The sequence below is a fragment of the Rhodospira trueperi genome, assembly GCF_900101965.1.
In the GTDB taxonomy this organism is placed as follows: domain Bacteria; phylum Pseudomonadota; class Alphaproteobacteria; order Rhodospirillales; family Rhodospirillaceae; genus Rhodospira; species Rhodospira trueperi.
Map to the genome: position 1 here is coordinate 63,827 of NZ_FNAP01000009.1, position 18,496 is coordinate 82,322.

The 18,496-nt window shown below is 66.6% G+C and carries 14 protein-coding genes; 4 read left to right on the forward strand and 10 right to left on the reverse strand.

All coding sequences use genetic code 11. From position 1 onward, the window contains the following. Nucleotides 1–59: 59 nt before the first annotated feature. The 3 genes from BLS85_RS12425 to BLS85_RS12435 all read right to left on the reverse strand — a co-directional run bounded on the left by BLS85_RS12425 (nt 60) and on the right by BLS85_RS12435 (nt 3,183). The gene (locus tag BLS85_RS12425) at nt 60–1,925 is read right to left on the reverse strand and encodes a putative bifunctional diguanylate cyclase/phosphodiesterase (RefSeq protein ID WP_176793689.1); all 1,866 of its coding nucleotides are present in this window, start codon (nt 1,923–1,925) and stop codon (nt 60–62) included. Nucleotides 1,926–2,060: 135 nt separating this feature from the next. Continuing rightward, the gene (locus tag BLS85_RS12430) at nt 2,061–2,447 is read right to left on the reverse strand and encodes a DUF1987 domain-containing protein (protein WP_092786767.1); all 387 of its coding nucleotides are present in this window, start codon (nt 2,445–2,447) and stop codon (nt 2,061–2,063) included. Nucleotides 2,448–2,625: 178 nt separating this feature from the next. Further along, entirely contained in the window at nt 2,626–3,183 is a 558-nt protein-coding gene (locus BLS85_RS12435; protein ID WP_092786769.1) for a SiaB family protein kinase, read from the reverse strand. Nucleotides 3,184–3,612: 429 nt separating this feature from the next. Here BLS85_RS12435 and BLS85_RS12440 point away from each other — a divergent pair, with 429 nt between their 5' ends. Further along, complete coding sequence (locus BLS85_RS12440) at nt 3,613–4,449, forward strand: sensor histidine kinase (RefSeq protein WP_176793691.1); 837 nt, start codon at nt 3,613–3,615, stop codon at nt 4,447–4,449. A gap of 18 nt (nt 4,450–4,467) precedes the next feature. Here the strand turns inward: BLS85_RS12440 and BLS85_RS12445 are convergent, their stop codons facing one another. Further along, nucleotides 4,468–4,851 carry a response regulator gene (locus BLS85_RS12445; RefSeq protein ID WP_092786773.1) on the reverse strand — a complete coding sequence of 128 codons (384 nt, stop codon included), beginning with the start codon at nt 4,849–4,851 and terminating at the stop codon, nt 4,468–4,470. A gap of 192 nt (nt 4,852–5,043) precedes the next feature. Between BLS85_RS12445 and BLS85_RS12450 the strand changes: the two genes are divergently transcribed. Continuing rightward, nucleotides 5,044–5,448, forward strand: a complete 405-nt coding sequence (locus tag BLS85_RS12450) for a bacteriohemerythrin (protein ID WP_176793693.1) — start codon at nt 5,044–5,046, stop codon at nt 5,446–5,448. Nucleotides 5,449–5,583: 135 nt separating this feature from the next. Here BLS85_RS12450 and BLS85_RS12455 read toward each other — a convergent pair whose 3' ends face one another. The 6 genes from BLS85_RS12455 to BLS85_RS12480 all read right to left on the reverse strand — a co-directional run bounded on the left by BLS85_RS12455 (nt 5,584) and on the right by BLS85_RS12480 (nt 13,073). Beyond that, the gene (locus tag BLS85_RS12455; protein WP_092786777.1) at nt 5,584–6,930 is read right to left on the reverse strand and encodes a caspase family protein; all 1,347 of its coding nucleotides are present in this window, start codon (nt 6,928–6,930) and stop codon (nt 5,584–5,586) included. 128 nt (nt 6,931–7,058) lie between these two features. Further along, nucleotides 7,059–8,378, reverse strand: a complete 1,320-nt coding sequence (glcF, locus tag BLS85_RS12460) for a glycolate oxidase subunit GlcF (protein ID WP_092786779.1) — start codon at nt 8,376–8,378, stop codon at nt 7,059–7,061. Between the two features lie 3 nt (nt 8,379–8,381). Then, a complete protein-coding gene (gene glcE, locus BLS85_RS12465) occupies nt 8,382–9,629 on the reverse strand; it encodes a glycolate oxidase subunit GlcE (RefSeq protein WP_092786781.1) in 1,248 nt (415 codons plus the stop codon). A 172-nt stretch (nt 9,630–9,801) separates the two neighbouring features. Further along, nucleotides 9,802–11,289 (reverse strand): FAD-linked oxidase C-terminal domain-containing protein, encoded by a 1,488-nt coding sequence (locus BLS85_RS12470; RefSeq protein WP_092786783.1) that lies wholly within the window; start codon nt 11,287–11,289, stop codon nt 9,802–9,804. A 191-nt stretch (nt 11,290–11,480) separates the two neighbouring features. Then, a complete protein-coding gene (locus BLS85_RS12475; protein ID WP_092786785.1) occupies nt 11,481–11,981 on the reverse strand; it encodes an NfeD family protein in 501 nt (166 codons plus the stop codon). Between the two features lie 27 nt (nt 11,982–12,008). Continuing rightward, complete coding sequence (locus tag BLS85_RS12480; RefSeq protein WP_092786787.1) at nt 12,009–13,073, reverse strand: SPFH domain-containing protein; 1,065 nt, start codon at nt 13,071–13,073, stop codon at nt 12,009–12,011. A 341-nt stretch (nt 13,074–13,414) separates the two neighbouring features. Here BLS85_RS12480 and BLS85_RS12485 point away from each other — a divergent pair, with 341 nt between their 5' ends. Next, the gene (locus BLS85_RS12485; protein WP_092786789.1) at nt 13,415–17,452 is read left to right on the forward strand and encodes an ATP-binding protein; all 4,038 of its coding nucleotides are present in this window, start codon (nt 13,415–13,417) and stop codon (nt 17,450–17,452) included. Nucleotides 17,453–17,476: 24 nt separating this feature from the next. Continuing rightward, entirely contained in the window at nt 17,477–18,484 is a 1,008-nt protein-coding gene (locus BLS85_RS12490) for a GGDEF domain-containing response regulator (RefSeq protein WP_092786791.1), read from the forward strand. The last annotated feature ends 12 nt before the right edge of the window (nt 18,485–18,496 follow it).

Consider the following 18,496-nt stretch of genomic DNA (forward strand, 5'->3'; position numbering starts at 1 on the left):
AAAGCAAGGCGGGCAGAACGGTTGCCTGACGAAATGGACAGGCTTGTCGTTCGCCGGTCTCAGACCTCCTGGAGCGAGCGGCCGAGGAATTCGCGCTGGAACTCGTCCGGCGGGCACGGTTTGCCGTACAGGTATCCTTGTGCCAGGGTGCACCCCAGACCGAGCAGAAACGCGGCGTCACCGGGGGTTTCCACGCCTTCCGCCACGGTCTTCATGGACAGGGTCTGGGCCAAACCAACGATAACGCGCACGATGGAGCGGTCGTTCTCGCTAGTCGTCATGCGGCGCACGAATCCCTGGTCCACCTTCAGCACGTGGGCCGGAAGGGTGCTCAGGTAGCTCAGCGAGGAGTAGCCGGTGCCGAAGTCGTCGATGGCCACCGAAATGCCGAGGTCCCCGAGGCTGCGAAGCACCACGCTGGCGGCGGCGCGGTCCCCCATCACCGCCGTTTCGGTGACTTCCAGTTCCAGGTTCGCGGGCGGCAGGCCGTGCCGGTCCAGACACGCGGCGACCTCGTCGACGAAACCTGGGCGGTCCAGATCGTGACTGGAGAGGTTCACCGCCATGATGAACGAGGGATCGGCGCGGCACCACTCGGCCGCCTGTTGGCAGGCCGTTTCGAGCGCCCATTCACCGATGCCCTCCACCAGGCCGCTTTCCTCGGCCAGCGGAATGAACTCGCCGGGCGAGACAAAGCCCATCTCGGCGTTGAACCAGCGCGCCAGAGCCTCCGCGCCGACGACCTTCTTGGTGGCGAAGCAGACCTTGGGCTGAAAGAACAGGCGCAGTTCGTCCCGTTCTCGTGCGTGGCGCAGCGCGCCGATCAGTTGCGCCCGTCGCGCCATGGCGTCCGACAGCGCCGCGTCGAAGATGGCATGGGGCAGACCACGGCGCACGGCGCTGAACGCCGCCATGCTGGCGCGGCGAATGAGCTGGAGGGGCTGATCGCCGTCCCGGGGCGCCAGGACCGCGCCCACCGTCAACGCGACGGAAACTTCGGCCCCGTTCACCATCATCGGCTCGGCGCCCACGGATTGAACCGCCGCAGTCAGCGAGGCTTCCGCCGCCGACTGGTCGCCCTCCGCCAGGATCAGGAAGTCGTGCCCCCAGGATGCCACCGTCCACGATGTCGGCACGGCCGCGCGAAGTCGCTCGCCCAGCAGTCTTTGCGCCGCCTCCAGCACCTCCAGCCCCAATGCGCGTCCGATCTCGCCCAGGTTCTTGACCTCGACGTAGGCCACCGTGATGTCGCCAGTCGCCTGGGTTATGGCCAGGGTCAGGGCGATCCGGGCCGCGCGGCGATTGGGCAGTTCGGTGATCGGATCATGGTGAGCAAGGAAATGGATCTCGCGTTCCGCCGCCAACCGCTGGGTGATGTCGCGCCCGGTGATGACGAGGGTCGCGCCGTCGGAGGTCACGGCCGCCGAAATCTCCCACGGAAACGTGCTACCGTCGGCCCGGCACGCCTCAAGCACATGGTTGCCGCTGGTCGGAACCTCCGCCTCGCCTTTCAGCAGGATGCGCGCGGGCTGGCCGACCGTTTCCACGACCGAGCGCGCGAACTGGCCGCACGCCGACTGGTTCAGGCCGACCACGCTACCCGACGCGACGTCGACCGTCACGATGGCATCGGCCGCCGTATCCATCACGGATTGAAGGTGACGCTCGCTGCGCCGCAACTCAGCCGTGCGCTCCGCGACCCGCTGTTCCAAAATCTCGACGAACTGGGTCTTCAGTTCGTTGAGTTCCTTGAGTTGAAGCTGTTGTCGGTCACCAATGCGGGTGAGCCGGTCCATGCGCGAGGCCAGCTTGCGGTACTTGTCTAGCAGGGCGGCAAGGTCCTCGGACGTCACGGTGCCGCTTTCCAGCACCGCCTGCGCTCGGGCGATGATCGAGTCATCCTTGTTGGCGGGTTTCACGGGCACGGTCTTCCTTCGTCCGTCTGCAGGGCGCCGTTGGGCACCGCGAGTCATGATGGGGAAGCGGTGCCGGCCAGCGGCCGGGCTCTTTCTTGAGGCCCGGCAGGCCGATCACGGATGGGCGTCTCGGGCAATGCGCCGTCACACCTTCACCATCTTCATTGTGAACTTCGCGTGCTCCAATTCCTCGGCGAATTCTCTGCCCAGTTCTTCCATGTTGTCGTCGTCTTCCTCGTATTGCCAGGAAATCATCACGTCGTTGCCACGCGCCGCCGACGATTCCATCAGCTCGAACAGCTCCATCAGCACCTTGGCTGTTGAGCTATTGAAGTAGATCAGTTCAATGTCCAGGCGGATCGTCGCGTCCTTCTGGTTGGCCAGATGCTGTTCCAATGCGTCGACGATTTGCGCGTAGAAAGCGTTCACATCCTCGGGATAGGATTCGCCCTTAATCAGGAAGGTATTGGCCGCAAAATCAAAGCTGATCTCCGGGCAACGCTTTGTTGCGGCGATGACAATGGGATCCATCAGGTCCTCCGGTGTCCGTCCTCAAGAGCACTTCGGGTTCATTCGGCCTCACCCATAGCGCCCCGATCATCTGCGATTTGTGCAAATCGTCGTCGCGTTCCGTTCCGGGCCGCTCGGGATTTGCTCGAGGGCGCATTGCGTCGATCCGGACTGACCCAACACATCCCAAAAATTGGCTTTACACGTAAGCCTCAAGACAGAAATAGCTGAAATTCTCGTCAATCTTCATAAAATCATACGTGAAACCCTGCGTGGCATGGCGGGCAATATCAATAAAGCCGACACCGGCACCTTTGCTGCCTTCGGGCCGACCCGATTTCAACGTCTTTTTGTACAGTGAAATGAGAGCAGCCCGGTCGAGTGACTGGATGTGCTTCAGGCTCTCTTCCAGGCGGCTCGTATCTTCAGTACGAATCAGGTTGCAACACGCCACAACGTATTTGCCGCCTTCCCGACCAACGCTGAGGACGCCGTAACGCAACTCGTTTGTCTGCGAATCCGCGCCTTCAAGAATTTCACTTTCAGCCGAATATCGGATGATGTTCTGCACCTGTTCAACAAACACCGAGAACAGGCTTCTGGACGTTTGTCGGCTGGCTTGTTCCAGTTCCAGCTTCTTCTGGATCGCCTCGCCAATTCCCGTCAGAATATCCTCTGTCAGGTATCCACTATAGCAAAACAGAATACCTTTGTCCCGGAGAAAGGACCGGAACTCATACTGTTCTTGTGCCAACATACCGGACGCCTCTTTGTCTTGCTGCCGAAACGGCGGAAATCACGAACAGGCCGCGAAAAAAAATGATGCTCTTCAGGGAGGCGCCCGCCGTTCAGACCAAAAGACGACAGACCGACGGCAAAGGCACGAGGGATCGGATCAGGAGAACGGCACAAATACTCTCTCGGCTCATAGGCCACGGACGCGGAGATTACCAGCAGCCTCGGCACGTTTCAATGTCCTCGGCAGTCTCGGTTCCAAAAACACGGTGCGCCCGTCTGTTAAGAGTGGTCCCGCAATGCAATGGCTGCCTATACTGCCCCGCCTTTGGAGGCGGCGCCCCGACGGTCTGGAAAGGCTGGGCGTGCGCCCGACCTCCCAAGCCCGGTCGCGCTTCCCCAAGACACGAGGTGGCCCGTGACTTCCAGGACCGAGGGCAAAGATCATCGGATGATCGCCAGGACCGAGGCGGCGCTTCAGAACGGCACCGTGACGCCGGAGGACCTTGCCGCCCTGCTGGAGACTCATCGCAAGGTCGTCTCGCGGATCGACCGCCTGACCCGCATCAGCGACCGCCAGCAGCTTCAACTCAAGGACCTCAACGAGTTGAAAAACCAGTTCGTCGGCATGGCGGCGCATGACTTGCGCGGTCCCATTGCGTTGATCCAGGGGTTCTCTACCCTTCTCTTGTCCGCGCCCAACCTGGACGAGGCCCAGCGGACCCGATACCTGGAGACCATCAGCACCGTTTCGCGCGATATGGCGGACCTGCTCAACGATCTGCTCGACATCTCGGCCATCGAAAGCGGCAAGCTGGCCATCGATGCGAGTCTGGAACGCCTGGACGTGCTGGTCCTCGGCCGTCTCGACCTGTTGGGCAGCCTCGCCGCGCGCAAGGACATCTCCATTCGAACCGACATGGCGCCGGTGGACGTCGTTCTGGACGCGAAGCGGATGAGCCAGGTGGTCGATAACCTGATCACCAATGCCATCAAGTATTCCCATCCCGGGTCCATGATCACCGTGACGGTCCGGGCCGACCGCGATGACGCCCGGTTCGTCGTCGCCGACCAGGGACAGGGCATTCCCGCCGAAGAGATCGACAAGGTCTTCGGGACGTTTCAGCGTCTGAGCGTGCGTCCCACCGGCGACGAGAAGAGCCACGGCCTGGGGTTGGCCATTGCCCGCAAGATCGTGGCCGCCCACGGCGGCCGCATCACCGTCGATAGTGTGGTCGGTCAGGGCTCGACGTTCACGGTGTGCCTGCCCCGCGGGGCCGCAGCCTGATCCCGGGGCCGTCTCGGGTCACACCCGGGAAAGGAACGGCCCGACCGTGTCCGGTGTGGGCGGTTTCACCAAATAGCCCTCGATCCTGTGAAACTCGGCCTTCTGCTGATTCCGCTCGGAGTTGTTGGCGGTCAGCATGACGATCGGCAGATCGTTCTGCCCCTCAACGGCGCCCATCCTGATGCGGCGGGCAAGGCTCCACCCATCCATGCGCGGCATGTCGATGTCGGTGATGATCAACGCCGGCGCGGGATCAGCCCGGGCGAGCACGGCCAGACCTTCCTCGCCATCGCCGGCCGATAGGACGCGCGTGATGCCGCAGGCGTTCAACACGGCGGTCAACAACTCCCGCGCCAGGGGATCGTCATCCACGATCATCACGGTCTTGTCGCTCGTCGTCATGGCCGGGGCTCCATCGTCACGCCGCCAGACAACCCTACTATGCCTGCGGCCGAGTCTGAAGTCCCCACAGCCGGCGATGCGATTTCGCCTTGGCCGCTATCGCGACTTGAGAGACAGTATTTTGGGGGAAACCGGCGCGGCGGTCTTCGACGGCCCGAGGTCCGTGGCCGGTTGCATGAGGGGAACGGTCCAATGGCTGGGTTGGAGTGGAGCGACGCCCTGAGCGTCGGAGTCGAGGAAATCGACGAGGATCACAAGAAGCTGGTTGGCATGCTCAACGAGCTTGATGTGGCGGTCGCCGCCGGGCACGGGACAGAGGTTGTGGGCGACATCCTCGAAAGTCTGTTCAGCTACACGGCATGGCATTTCCGACACGAAGAACGACTGATGCAGACCTATGGGGACCCGAAATTCCTGGACCACAAGGCGGAACATGAACACCTGATCGCCTCCGCCGAGCAGTTTCAGCAACAGTATACTGATGGCAGCTTGGACGTGGCCGAGGACCTGCTGCCGTTCCTGAAGCAATGGCTGACCACGCATATCCTGGGCACCGACAAGACGACGGGCACGTTCCTGGTCCGCGAGATGGAGTGACCGGCCCCTCCGCCGGGCCGACCAGGGGTGGCCCCATGTTCCGTGAACCAATCCCGGCAATCGGCGTATCCGGTCCTGCTCACGCCACATCTTGGACGAGGCCCCAGCCCCCCGGCCCGACATCCGCCACCGGCCTCAGGGCCGGGACCGTTCCTCGGCCTGGATGACGGCGACGTTGGCCTGTTCCACGGGCGTCAGCGTCACGGTACCGCTCGGATTCGGCCGATACCAGTCCGTGGCCTGGAAGTGCCGGCTCCAGCGCGCGGTCCTGAAGACGTAACCGTGGCGGGCATAAATCTCGTTGCGCATTTCCGCCAGATCCTGGGTGGACAGGCGCGCCAGATCCGCCGCGCGCAGCCGGCGGGTGGAGCCTTCCGGAAAGCGGCCCGGCGGCAGGGCTGAAACCTGTGCCGAGGCGCCCGGCTGGGGCTCGGGACCGGCGGTCCGCGCGGCCACAGCCGGTTCGTTCGGCGCGGGCGGGGCCTTCAGGTCCTGGATCCTCAGATGCGCCAGATCGGCGAACACGCCTTCCGGGAACCGCCGCAGATAGGCCTCGAACGCCGCGACCGAGCCGCTGTCCTTCACGGAATTCCAGAACGCGAGGTCGAGGTCGGCCGACGCCGGGCCGGCCGGCTCCGGCGGTGTGGCGACGGTGGGCGATGGGGCTGGCGACGGCGTGGCGCCCGGCGCGAGGATGTACTCCGTTCCCCCAAGCGAGGCACTGACCCAGGGAATCTGCCGGCCGTTCGTCTTGCGACTGACGGCGTCCCGGATGTCGCCCATGACCAGGCGAATCTCCTTGCCCGGCGTCGGCAGATGCTCAAGCAGGGCCTCAGTGAACGGGCTGTTGCGCCCCCGTCCGTCATCCGCGATGGCGCCGGCCTCGGTCGCATAGGCGATCAGGGTATCGGTCACGGTGGACGTGGTATCGATGATCGCCAGACCGCGCCCCACGTTAACCGAGCGCCCCCTCGCGGCACGCGCCATCTGCTCCGCGAGCGGGTTGTCGCGGCAGGCATCCAGGAGAATCAGACGTAGGCGCGCGGCCCGGTCTGCCTCCTCCATCACGAAGGCCAGCGGGACCGCCTCCCATTTCAGATCGCCCTCGGACATCAGCCGGGCATCGATGGGCAGAAGGTAGTTCTCCCCGCCCACCTGCAGGGCATGTCCGGCGTAGAACACTAGGGCCACATCCGCCATTCCCGCCTGCTGGCCGAATTCGCGCAGGAGGGACTCCATGGCCCGCTTGTCGAGATCGCGTCCGTCCAGAACCGCGAAGTCCAGCCGCGCCAGAAGGTCCGCCATGGCCCGGGCATCGTTGCCGGGATTGGTGAGCGGCGTCGTGTGCTGGTAGGCGGAATTACCGATGACCAGGGCCACCCGATCCTCGGCGGTGACCCCGTTCACCGGCCAGACCGCGACCACCATCGCAACGGCCATCGCCAGACGGCAGACCCTGAATCCGAGCGTGCGGCCTCCCATGACACGATCCTCCGCAGGACTCTGCGAAAACGAACGAGGCGGACAAGGATGTCACGGACACTGTAGGCCAGGATGCCCGGCCCGGTCCACCGGGGTCGGGACCGGGACCGGATTGCTCCGGCCAGGCGTCAGGATGCGCGCGCATCCTTGCGGCCCCGCCCCTTCGGCGGCACATCCAAGGCGGGCGGTTGGGGCCCACCGGTGGCCCAGTCGAGCAGTTGCACGGTATGGACCAGGGGCACGCCGACCTCGGCGGCGAGGTGGGTCAGGCAGCCGATGTTGCCGGACGCGATGACATCTGGATCGAGCGTCTCCAGGGCCTCGGCCTTGCGTGTCCGCAGTTGCCGCGACAGGTCCGGCTGGGTGATGGAATACGTGCCCGCCGACCCGCAGCACAGATGGGACTCCGCCGGCGTCACGACGCGGAAACCGGCGGCCTCCAGCAGCGCCTTGGGCGCGGTGGTGACGCGCTGGCCGTGCTGGAGCGAACAGGCGGCGTGATAGGCCACGACGATGCGTCGTTCCGTGACCGGCTCGACCGGCCCCAGGTCCGCCAGCAGTTCCGTCACGTCCACCGCCTTGGAGGCGATGACCCGGGCATCGGCGGCCAACTCCGGATCGTCGGCCAGAAGGTGGCCGTAGTCCTTCACGGTGGTACCGCAGCCGGAGACATTGACCACGACGCGGTCCACATCGGCGGCGGTCCAGGCGCGCACGTTGGCGCGGGCGAACGCCTTGGCCTCGTCCTCCCGACCCATGTGGCCGACGACGGCGCCGCAGCAGCCCTGACCCTCTGCGATCACGACCTCGCAGCCCAGGCGGGTCAGAAGCCGCGCGGTGGCGGCGTCGATCTCGGGATTGAGCGCCGGCTGCACGCAGTTGCGCATCAGGGCGACGCGCGCCCGCCTGGGCCCCTGGGCCGGCAGAACCTGCGGCTTGTTGATCGATGAGCGCAGCGCCGGACGCTTGCGGGCCATGTCCGCCATCGCCCCGATCGGTCCCGGCAGCAGCCGCGCCACGGGCCGGACCAGCCAACCGCCCAACATGGCGAGGCGGAAGCGGCCCGTCCGGGGGATGATCGCGGCCAGCATGCCCCGCACCACGCGGTCCATCGGGGGGCGCTTGTAGGTGCGTTCGATGTGGGCGCGGCCCTGCTCCAGCAGATGGACGTAGTCCACACCGGACGGACAGGTGGTCATGCACGACTGGCAGGTCAGGCAACGGTCGATGTGACGCACGACGGTCTTGCTGGCCGGCTTGTCGTTCTCCAGCATGTCCTTCAGCAGGTAGATGCGGCCGCGCGGGCTGTCCAACTCGTCGCCGAGCAGCACATAGGTTGGACAGGTCGCGGTGCAGAACCCGCAGTGCACGCAGGTGCGCAGAATATCGTTGGCCTGACGGACCAGACGGTCCTGTTCCAGCCGGTCCGGAGAGAAGTTGGTCTGCATCGCTCAGCGCCCCTCCGCCATGCGGCCCGGACTGAGAATGCCGGCGGGATCGAAGCTTTCCTTGACGCGCCGGGACAGGGCCTCCAGAGGCGCCGGCGCCGGATGGAACACCGCGACATGCGCGCGAACATCACGGCTGGCCCGAATCAGCGTGGCATGGCCGCCGCCGTGATGGTCCACGGCCCGGCGCACACCGGCGGCATGGGCATGAGGCGTCGGCGCCAGAGACAGCCAGAGCAGCCCACCGCCCCAATCGGCCATCCAGGACAGCAGCGCGCTGGGCGCGTTGTGTTCCAACGCGCGCGCCACGGCCGCGCCGTTCATCGGCGGCACCGACAGGCGCCAGATTTGGGCCTCCGGCGGATCGGCGATCAGTCGCGCGTCCCGCACCTCGGCCCAGAGAGCGGCGCTGTCGGCGGTGTGAAGCGCGTCGGTCGGCCCCCAGGCGCTCAGTTCGTTGCGCAACGCCTCACTGCGCCAGACGACGGAGGGCTCCGGCCCCTCGACCCGCAGCGCGGTCACCGACCGGCCGGGATCGCGCACCGCCGCGACCGCTGAGCGGCAGGCCACGTCCTCCGGCAGGTAACAGGCCCCCGAGACCTCGTGGGGAGAGCACAGACCCCGCGACATCGCCTCCATGGCCGCCTGATCCCCGATGCCCCGGATCAGCACGGTTCGGCTTTCCTCCGGGCGCGGCACCACCTTCAACGAGAGGTCGGTCAAGGCCGCCAGGGTGCCGAACGAGCCCGTCATCAGCTTCGACAGGTCGAAGCCGGTGACGTTCTTGACCACACGGCCGCCCGACTTGATGGCCTCGCCGCGCCCGGACACGCCCTGAATCCCCAGCACATGATCGCGCGCCGCCCCGGCGGCCAGACGGCGCGGCCCCGACAGGTTGCTGGCCACCAGTCCGCCCAAGGTGCCGGGCGGATCGTCCGGCCCGTCGGGCTTGCCCAGAAGGGCGCGCCAGTCCGGCGGCTCGAACGCCAGCATCTGGCCGGCGTCGTCCAACGCCGCCTGGATGGTCGCCATGGAGGTGCCGGCCCGCGCGGTGATGACCAGTTCGTTGGGGGCGTAATCGATGATGCCGGACAGGCCGCTGAGATCGAGGACGTGACTGGTGTTCGTCGGGCAACCCAGGTCAGCCCGGGTGCCGTGTCCGCGCAGGTCCAGCGGTGTCGTCTCGGCGGCGGCCCAGGCCACCAATTCGGCCACCTGCTCGGGTGTGTCGGGACGGTAGGACTGGGTCATGGGCGGCTCTGACTGATTGATCTCCGCGGGAACACCGTCATTGCGAGCCCGCGTCGCCAGACGCGAGCGAAGCAATCCCGGGCGAAAAGCGCGAACATCCGCCCTGGATTGCTTCGTCGCAATGCTCCTCGCAATGACGGCTCATGGAAGGATTCCATATCGCGCCCTGGCCTCAGAATCTCGGGATGTCGGGGAACGGCATGGACCCCCCGGACAGGTGCATGCGCCCCAACTCGGCACACCGATGCAAGGTCGGAAACACCTTGCCGGGGTTGAGGAACTGGCCGGGATCGAAGGCGCACTTGAGGCGCTGCTGTTGCTGAAGGTCGATGTCGCTGAACATCTCGCCCATCAGGTCACGCTTCTCGACGCCCACGCCGTGCTCCCCAGTCAGCACGCCGCCGACCTCGACGCAGAGTTTCAGGATTTCGGCACCGAACGCCTCCGCCCGCTCCAGTTCATCGGGCACGTTGGCGTCGAACAGGATCAGCGGATGCAGGTTGCCGTCCCCGGCATGGAAGACGTTGGCGCAGCGCAGGCCGTACCGCGTCGACATCTCCGCCGTGCGCTTGAGCACCGTGGGCAGGGCGTGGCGCGGGATGGTGCCGTCCATGCAGTAGTAGTCCGGCGAGATGCGCCCCACGGCCGGAAAGGCAGCCTTGCGGCCGGCCCAGAACAGGGCGCGTTCGGCATCGCTGGTGGAGACCCGCAGCGACGTCGCCCCCTTGTCGCGGGCGATGGCCTCGACCCGCTCGATCAGATGGGTGACCTCCGCCTCGGGACCGTCCAGCTCGCAGATCAGCAACGCCTCGACATCCAGCGGATAGTCGGCGTGGACGAAATCCTCGGCGGCGTGGATGGCCGGCTTGTCCATCATCTCCAGGCCGGCGGGAATGATGCCCCGGGCGATGATGTCGGCCACGGTGGCGGCGGCCGAGTCGGTATCGGGGAAGCCCATCAGCACGGCCCGCGCGGTCTCCGGCGCGCGCAGGATGCGCACCGTCACCTCGGTGATGACGCCAAGCAGACCTTCCGAGCCCGTGACCACGCCCATCAGGTCATAGCCACCAGGGTCCAGGTGCTTGCCGCCCAACCGAATAACCTCGCCGGTCATCAGCACCATTTCAACGCCCAACAGGTTGTTGGTGGTCAGACCGTATTTTAGGCAGTGCACGCCGCCGGCGTTCTCGGCGACGTTGCCGCCGATGGAGCAGGCGATCTGGCTGGAGGGGTCGGGGGCGTAATAGAATCCCTGGTCCTGTACCGCCGTGGTGATGGCCAGGTTGGTCACGCCGGGCTGGGCGACCACGCAGCGGTTCTCGATGTCGATGTCGAGGATGCGGTTGAACTTGCCCAGGCCCAGCGTCACCGCGTCGGCCAGCGGCAGCGCGCCGCCGGACAGCGAGGTGCCGGCGCCCCGGGGCACGATCTTCACACCGTTGTCGTGACAATAGCGCAGCACCGTCGAGACCTGCTCGGTCGTCGAGGGCAGAACCACGATCAGCGGCGGCTGGCGGTAGGCCGACAGACCGTCGCACTCGTAGGCCCGCAGGGCGTCCTCATCGACGATCACGCCCTCGCCGGGCACGATCCGCCTGAGAGCGCGAGCGATGGCGGCGCGACGGGCAATGACATCGGCGTCGGGGTCCGGCATGCGCATGGTTGGTCCTCCCGCCAGGGCCGCCGACGCCCGCCGGGTTGGCCGGTCAGCGGCGCGGCATCGCTTGCCATGTACTCTGTCCGATCCGCGCCTTCAATGGCAACGCCCGCGCCGGGACGGTTCTCCGTCCTCTTCAGCGGTTGAGGGTTCCGCGACCCCGGGAGGGTTCGATCCGGGACCGCCCGCGCCGGTCATGGCGCGCCAGGGGTCGCCGGATCGGTGTCGGCCGGGCCGTGCGGCGCCACCACCAGCAGGCCATCCCGCACGCCGACCACCTTGACGGCGGCCCCGGCGGGGGCGGAGAGCCCCACGGTCTCGCCCACCGCCGACCACTCGCTGTCATCCACCCGCACGCGAGCCCCACCGTCCCCCAGAGGGGTCGTCAGCGCCACCACGCGCCCGACATGGCGATGTGCCCGACGATTCAGCATCGGATGGTCGGTGGGGACGGCGCCGGGTCGCCAGATGCGGCGCCCGGCAAACGTTGTCGCCAGCGCCAGCACCGCGAACAGAAGCGCCTGGATCTCCCAGGCCATGGACGGGAAGAAGAACACCACCAGCCCGGTCAGGCCCGCCGCCAAACCGGTCCAGAGGAAGAAAATGCCGGGAGCCAGCAACTCCAGCACCAACAGCAGCCCGCCGAAGATCCACCAGTGCCAGAAAACGACGGCCGTGGGCCAGGCGATATCCATGACTGTCTCCGCGTCAGTGGCACCGTATCACGAGGGCGGGGGCGCCGCCCAGGGACCGGCCGGAACCGACGGCATGAGCGATGAAGGGGACAGGGCAGATGCCATCCCGGCGCCCGTCCCGGGCGGTGACGGCGCGGCGGACGGCGCGGTCGGGCGCGGGGTTCGCGCGGTGGCGCCGCCGCCTCCCCCCCCGCTGCCGCCGCTGGACGGATCGGGGCGCAGGGCCTCCTTGGCGATTTCGGCAATCCCGGCCAGCGAGCCGAGAACGCCCGTCGTCTCCATCGGCAGCATCAGCACCTTCTGGTTCGGCGCCACGGCGAGGCTCTGCAGGGCCTCGACGTACTTCTGAGCCACGAAGTAGTTCACGGCCCCCATGCCGCCCTTGCCGATGGCCTCGCTGACCAGAGTGGTGGCGCGGGCCTCCGCTTCGGCCAGACGCTCCCGCGCCTCGGCGTCGCGCCAGGCCGCTTCGCGCCGGCCCTCGGCCTCCAGGATGGTGGCCTGCTTCTGGCCCTCGGCCACCAGGATGGAAGCGCGCTTGTCGCGTTCGGCCTTCATCTGGCGTCCCATGGACTCCACCAGATCGCGCGGCGGGGAGATGTCCTTGATCTCGATGCGAGTGACCTTCACCCCCCAGGGGTTGGTCGCCAGATCCACCACCGTCAGCAGTTGGGCGTTGATCTGGTCACGTTGGGACAGCAGTTCGTCGAGATCCATGCTGCCCATGACGGTCCGCAGGTTGGTCATGGTCAGGTTGAGGATCGCCAGTTCGAGCTGCCGCACCTCGTAGGCCGCCTTGGGGGCGTCCAGGATCTGGTAGAACACGACGCCGTCCACGGTGACCATGGCGTTGTCGCGGGTGATGACCTCCTGCTCGGGCACATCCAGCACCTGCTCCATCATGTTCAGCTTTCTGCCGACCTGCTCGACGAACGGCGTGATGATGTGCAGGCCGGGGCCCAGCGTCTTGATGTATTGCCCGAACCGCTCGACCGTGTACTCCCATCCCTGCGGAACGATCTTCACGCTCAGAATGATGAACACGATGGCCAGAACAACCAACGTGAGCACCAGGATCGACGTTTCCATCATGGTCGGGCTCTCCGTGTTCCTCGACTGAAAAAGACTTTAGCACCGCCCCGGGCCAGCCTCCAGCGTGTTGCGTTGGACCTCGGGACGCATCGGTGTGAGGGCGGATCCGAAGGAAGAGGTCAGCGCGCGTGTCAATATGGCTCGCGATCTGCGGCATGGTTCGGGATTTCACCCTTTGGGGCGCGCGATCGGGGCCGCCAGCCTATAAGAAACCACAGGGTCGCGCGTGGCATAATAATTGTAAGGATATGAATGGGATTGCATGCACCCTTCGGATTGTCGTCTCCTGCCGCTGAGTGGCGGCGCGGTTCGCCTGTCCTGCGCGGGACCCGTTCCAGATCATGGCAAAGGACACACGCAGCGCCGAAAATGCCGGCGACCGAGCGCTTCTAGCGCGGCGAATCATCGTCGCGTCCGCCGTGGTGTTCATGATGATGATCACCGGCGTTGTTGGATACTGGACATGGCAGAGCCACACCCTGGCCATGGAGCGCGCCCGAGAGGTCACGCACAGCTTTACGCTGACGTACAGCGCTTTCACCGAGCAGGTGCTCCAGAACATCGCGGATCTACTTCTGGAAGTGGAATCCCTTCAGCGACCGACGCCAGCGGTCAGTTCGCCGCCCGACCTGGGCGCGTTCCTGCGCCTGCGGCGGTCGCAGACGCGCTTTGTCCGCGAGCTCCTGATCGCCGACGCGGACGGGACGGTGACGCACTGGACCGGGGCCTGGCCGCCGCCGGACATCGCCCGGCATCCCGGATATCTGGTGTATCGCGACACCGGCGCGACGGTGGAATGGCTCAGTCCGGTCTGCCCCGACCTCCTGGCCGACGACCGGTTCACCGTGGCGTTCGCGCGCACGATCCGCGACACGGACGGCACACCCCAGGGCAGCGTGTTTGCCCTGATCGATCAGGAGACGTTCTCGGCAGCCTTTGACACCATTCTCGAAACCAAACAGGCCTCGGTGGCACTGGTGCATTTTGACGGCACCATCATGGTCCGCCTGCCCGATCCCGGAAACGCCATCGGATCGGTCATCCGTCTGGTCGCCGACAGGCCGACGCCCGGCCCGGCCCAAAGCACGTTTGTCTTGGCCTCGCCTGTCGACAACGTGGTGCGCGTCATTTCGGAACGGCGGGTCGGCCGCTATCCGCTGATCGCGGCGGTGACGATCGCGCGGGACGCCGCGCTGGCGCCATGGCGCCGCGATGTCAGCTGGGGCGTGAGCATACTGGTCCTGGCCGGTGCGGCGGTGGCGTTCCTGAGCTACGCGCTGTTGCGTCAGGTGCGCCTTCAGGCCCTCGCCCAGGATGCCCTGCAGCGGCAGTACACCGTGCTGGCGGCCCAGCAGGAGACCTCGACCGACGGCATCTTGGTGGTGGACGAGACCTGGACGGTGCGGTCCTGGAACAACAGTTTCCGCGCCCTGTGGGAGTTCACCGACGCGGATATGGACACCGGCGATGCCGCGGCCCTGTTGGACAAGGCTAAATCCCGGGTCACGGATCCCGACGGGTTCGTCCAACGGATCCAGGACCTGTACGCCAATCTTGAAATCGACGAACTGGACGGCACCGAAATTGCCCTGCGCGACGGCCGCATTCTGGAGCGCTACTCCCGCGCATTGCGCTCGGACGGCGGAACGCCCTGGGGGCGGGCGTGGTTCTACCGCGATGTCACGGCCCGTCGGCACGACGAAAAAACGCTGCGGGAAAGCGAGCAGCGGTTCCGCGACGTGGCCAACGCCGCCGATGAGTACATCTGGGAGGTGGACGCCGACGGCCACTTGACCTTCGTCACCGAACGGGCCGTGGATATCCTGGGCTATGCCATCACGGACATGCTGGGGCGTGTACCGTTCGAGTTCATCGACCCCGAGGACCTTGACTGGACCCGGGAGGTCTTCGAGGAGGCGTCCCGAGCGTGCAAACCGTTCACGATCCGTGAATACAGGGCGGTTCGAGCCGACGGACAGCGCGTCTGGCAACGCACCAGCGCGGTTCCGGTTCTCGACGAGCAGGGCGACCTGCGCGGCTATCGCGGCGCCACCATGAGCCTCGACGCGATCAAGGCGCGCGAACTGGAGATGCAGGACGCCAACCGGCGCCTGGAGGAACAGGCCAACACGCTCGTCGAGCTGGCCAAGCAGTTGGACCACTCCAACCGGGAATTGCGGCGCGTCCAGGAGCGCTTCGATCTCGCCATGCGCGGCACGACCGACGGCATCTACGACTGGGACCTGCTGACCAACCGCATCATCCTGTCACCCCGGTGGTGCGAAATGCTGGGCCTGGGCGCCGGTGAAACCGAGGTCTCGCCGGCCTACTGGACCGCCCGCATCCATCCCGACGACTATCCCGGCTCGATCCAGGCGTTGTCGGACCATCTCGCCGGCGCGAGCGCGCAGTACCGGCATGTTCACCGCATGCGCCATCGGAACGGACACGACGTGTGGGTTCTGGACCGCGCCCAGGTGGTGCGCGACGTCGAGGGGCTGCCGCTGCGTCTGGTCGGCACCCACGCCGACATCACCGAGATGCGGCGGTACGAAGAGGCCCTGCGTCAGGCCAAGACCGAGGCCGAGGCCGCCAACGCCGCCAAGTCCCGGTTCCTGGCCGTGATGAGCCACGAGATCCGCACCCCGATGACCGGCGTGCTGGGCATGGCGGATCTGCTGCTGACCTCCCACCTGACCCCGCGCCAGCGCTCCTTCACCGAAACGCTGAAACGGTCGGCCGACAGCCTGCTGGGTCTGCTGGATGACATCCTCGACTTCTCCAAGATCGAGGCCGGCCAACTGGTGCTGGAAACCGTGGACTTCGATCCCTGGGCAGTGATCGAGGACGTGGTGTTCCTGTTCGCGCCCGGGGCCTCCGAGAAGGGACTCGTGATCGAGGTGGAGCGCCGGACCGAACCGCCGCCGGCCGTGCGGGGCGATCCCCACCGGCTGCGTCAGATCTTGTTCAATCTGATCGGCAACGCGATCAAGTTCACCCACAAGGGCGAGGTCACGGTCGCGTTCGAGGCGGATGAGACACTGCCTGACGGCGGGCATCGGCTGACCTTCGCGGTACGGGACAGCGGCATCGGCCTGTCACCGGAGCAGGTCCAGCGCCTGTTCCAACCCTTCATCCAGGCCGACGACACCACCACGCGGCGGTTCGGAGGCACCGGGCTGGGGCTGGCGATCTGCCGCCGTCTCGTGAACGCGATGGGCGGTGACATCGAGGTCGAGAGCGCCCCGGGGCAGGGCGCGACCTTCCGCTTCCGCGTCATGGTCGGCGCGGGCGACCCGGCCCGCATCGAGCCGTTGCATTTCTTGCCCTCTCCCGACCCCGAGGCCAACACGCCCGAGCACCGGCCCGAGCCCGGCACCCGATTGTTGCTCGCCGAGGACACCACCGCCAATCGGCTGCTCATCGCCACCATGCTGGAGCGCATGGGCTACACCGTCGACGAGGCCGCGAACGGCGCCGAAGCGGTGGCAGCGGTGCGGGCGGATCCGACCGCCCATGCGCTGGTCATCATGGACATGCAGATGCCCGTCATGGATGGGGTCAAGGCCACACGCACCATCCGCGCCCTTCCGGGGGAACCGCCCCCGGTGATCGGATTGACCGCCGATGCCATGCGGGAGAACCACGCCGCCTATCTGGCGTCCGGTTTGCTGGATGTGATGACCAAGCCGGTGGACTTCGACCGTCTGGAAGCCGCCGTCGCCCGATACGCGCGCGGGGTGCGCTGGATAGAACCGGAACCGGAGCCGGATGAGGCTGACGGTACGGACACACCGCAAACGCCTGCGGCCGAGCGGACCCCTGGTGAGGTCCTGACACCCCTGGACCGACCCGTCGCGGTCGAACCCCGGGCGGCCGGTGAGAACCAGGGCGACAGGACACCCGGACCGGTTCCGTCGGCCCTGGTGGAGCCCATTGAGGCGGAGGCCAACGCGGTTGCCTGCGATGAAGACCGCCCCCCCGTGGCGTCCGCGCTGCGGGAAAAGGCTGACGACCGGACTGAGGCTCCGATCTTCGACGCCGCCACCCTGGCGGCCTTGCGCACCCGCCTGGGTCCGGCCCGCGTGGAGCCGATTGTCCGCTCAATGCTGGACAATCTGGACACCCAGGCGGAAAGCCTGCTGGTGGCCGTGACCCACCGGGACTGGGAAACGGCCGGCCGGGTCGGGCACAGCCTGACGGGTCTCGCGGCTCAGTTCGGCGCCGAACGCCTTGCCCAACTCTGCCAATCCCTTCAGCACGCGTGTCAACAGGACGCCTCCCCCGACATCGACCTGCGCGTCATCAAGGACATGGTCGAGCAGACGAACGCCGCCGTCCGGCAATGGCTGGACGGCCCCAAGGAACCGGCCCGATGAGGGCCTCGTCGTGAAGTTAGGACCATGAGCCAGGATCATCCGATTGTTTCCGCCGGCCTGATCGAAGAGCCGTCGAACGACACGCCGACCCACGTCGTCGTCGTGGACGATATGGAACCGAACGCCCATCTGCTGGCCGCCATGCTAGAGGCGCTGCCGGGGGTGACCGTCTCTGTCTTCACCGACGGCGCCGGCGCCGTCGCGTGGTGCATCGAGAATGACCCCGATCTCGTCATCCTGGACTACAGGATGCCGAAGCTTGATGGCCTGGGCTGTCTGGCCCGCCTGCGGGGCGCGACGAAGGGACGGGAGACGCCGGTCATCCTGGTGACCGCCGACGAATCCCAGGCTACCGTGCGCGCTGCCTTCGATGCCGGAACCACGGACTTCATCCGCAAGCCGGTCAACGAGACCGAACTCATCGCCCGCGCGCGCAACCTGCTGAGCCTGCGGCTGCGGCATCTGGCCCTGCTGCGGGCGAACGCCGAACTGGCGCGTCTGGCCAACGTCGACAGCCTGACCGGCACGCTGAATCGGCGCCGTTTCATGGAGGTGGCCACCCGCGATCTGGCGCGCGACCGCCGCCATAATCGCCCGGTCAGCCTCATCATGATGGACGTGGATCACTTCAAGGGCATCAACGACAGCTTCGGCCACGCCGTCGGCGACGCCGCGCTATCCGGCATGGCGGCCGCGTGCCGTCAGGTGCTGCGGGAGAGTGACGTGGTGGCCCGGATGGGCGGCGAGGAGTTTGTGGTCTTACTTCCGGAAACGCCCATGCCCCAGGCGTCGGAGGCCGCTGAACGTCTGCGCGCCACCATCGCCGACTGGACCGTCGATCACGACGGCGTTTCGGTGCAAGTGACGGCCAGCCTTGGGGTGGCCCAGTGGGGCGGCGCCGACGAATCGCTGGACCGACTGCTTCAGCGCGCCGACGCCGCCTTGTATCTGGCCAAGACCGGCGGACGCAACCGCGTCATCGCGGCAGCGCCGTTCGGCTCGCCTGCCCGGGGGGCGATGGCCGGGAGGTGAATCCGGCCGGCC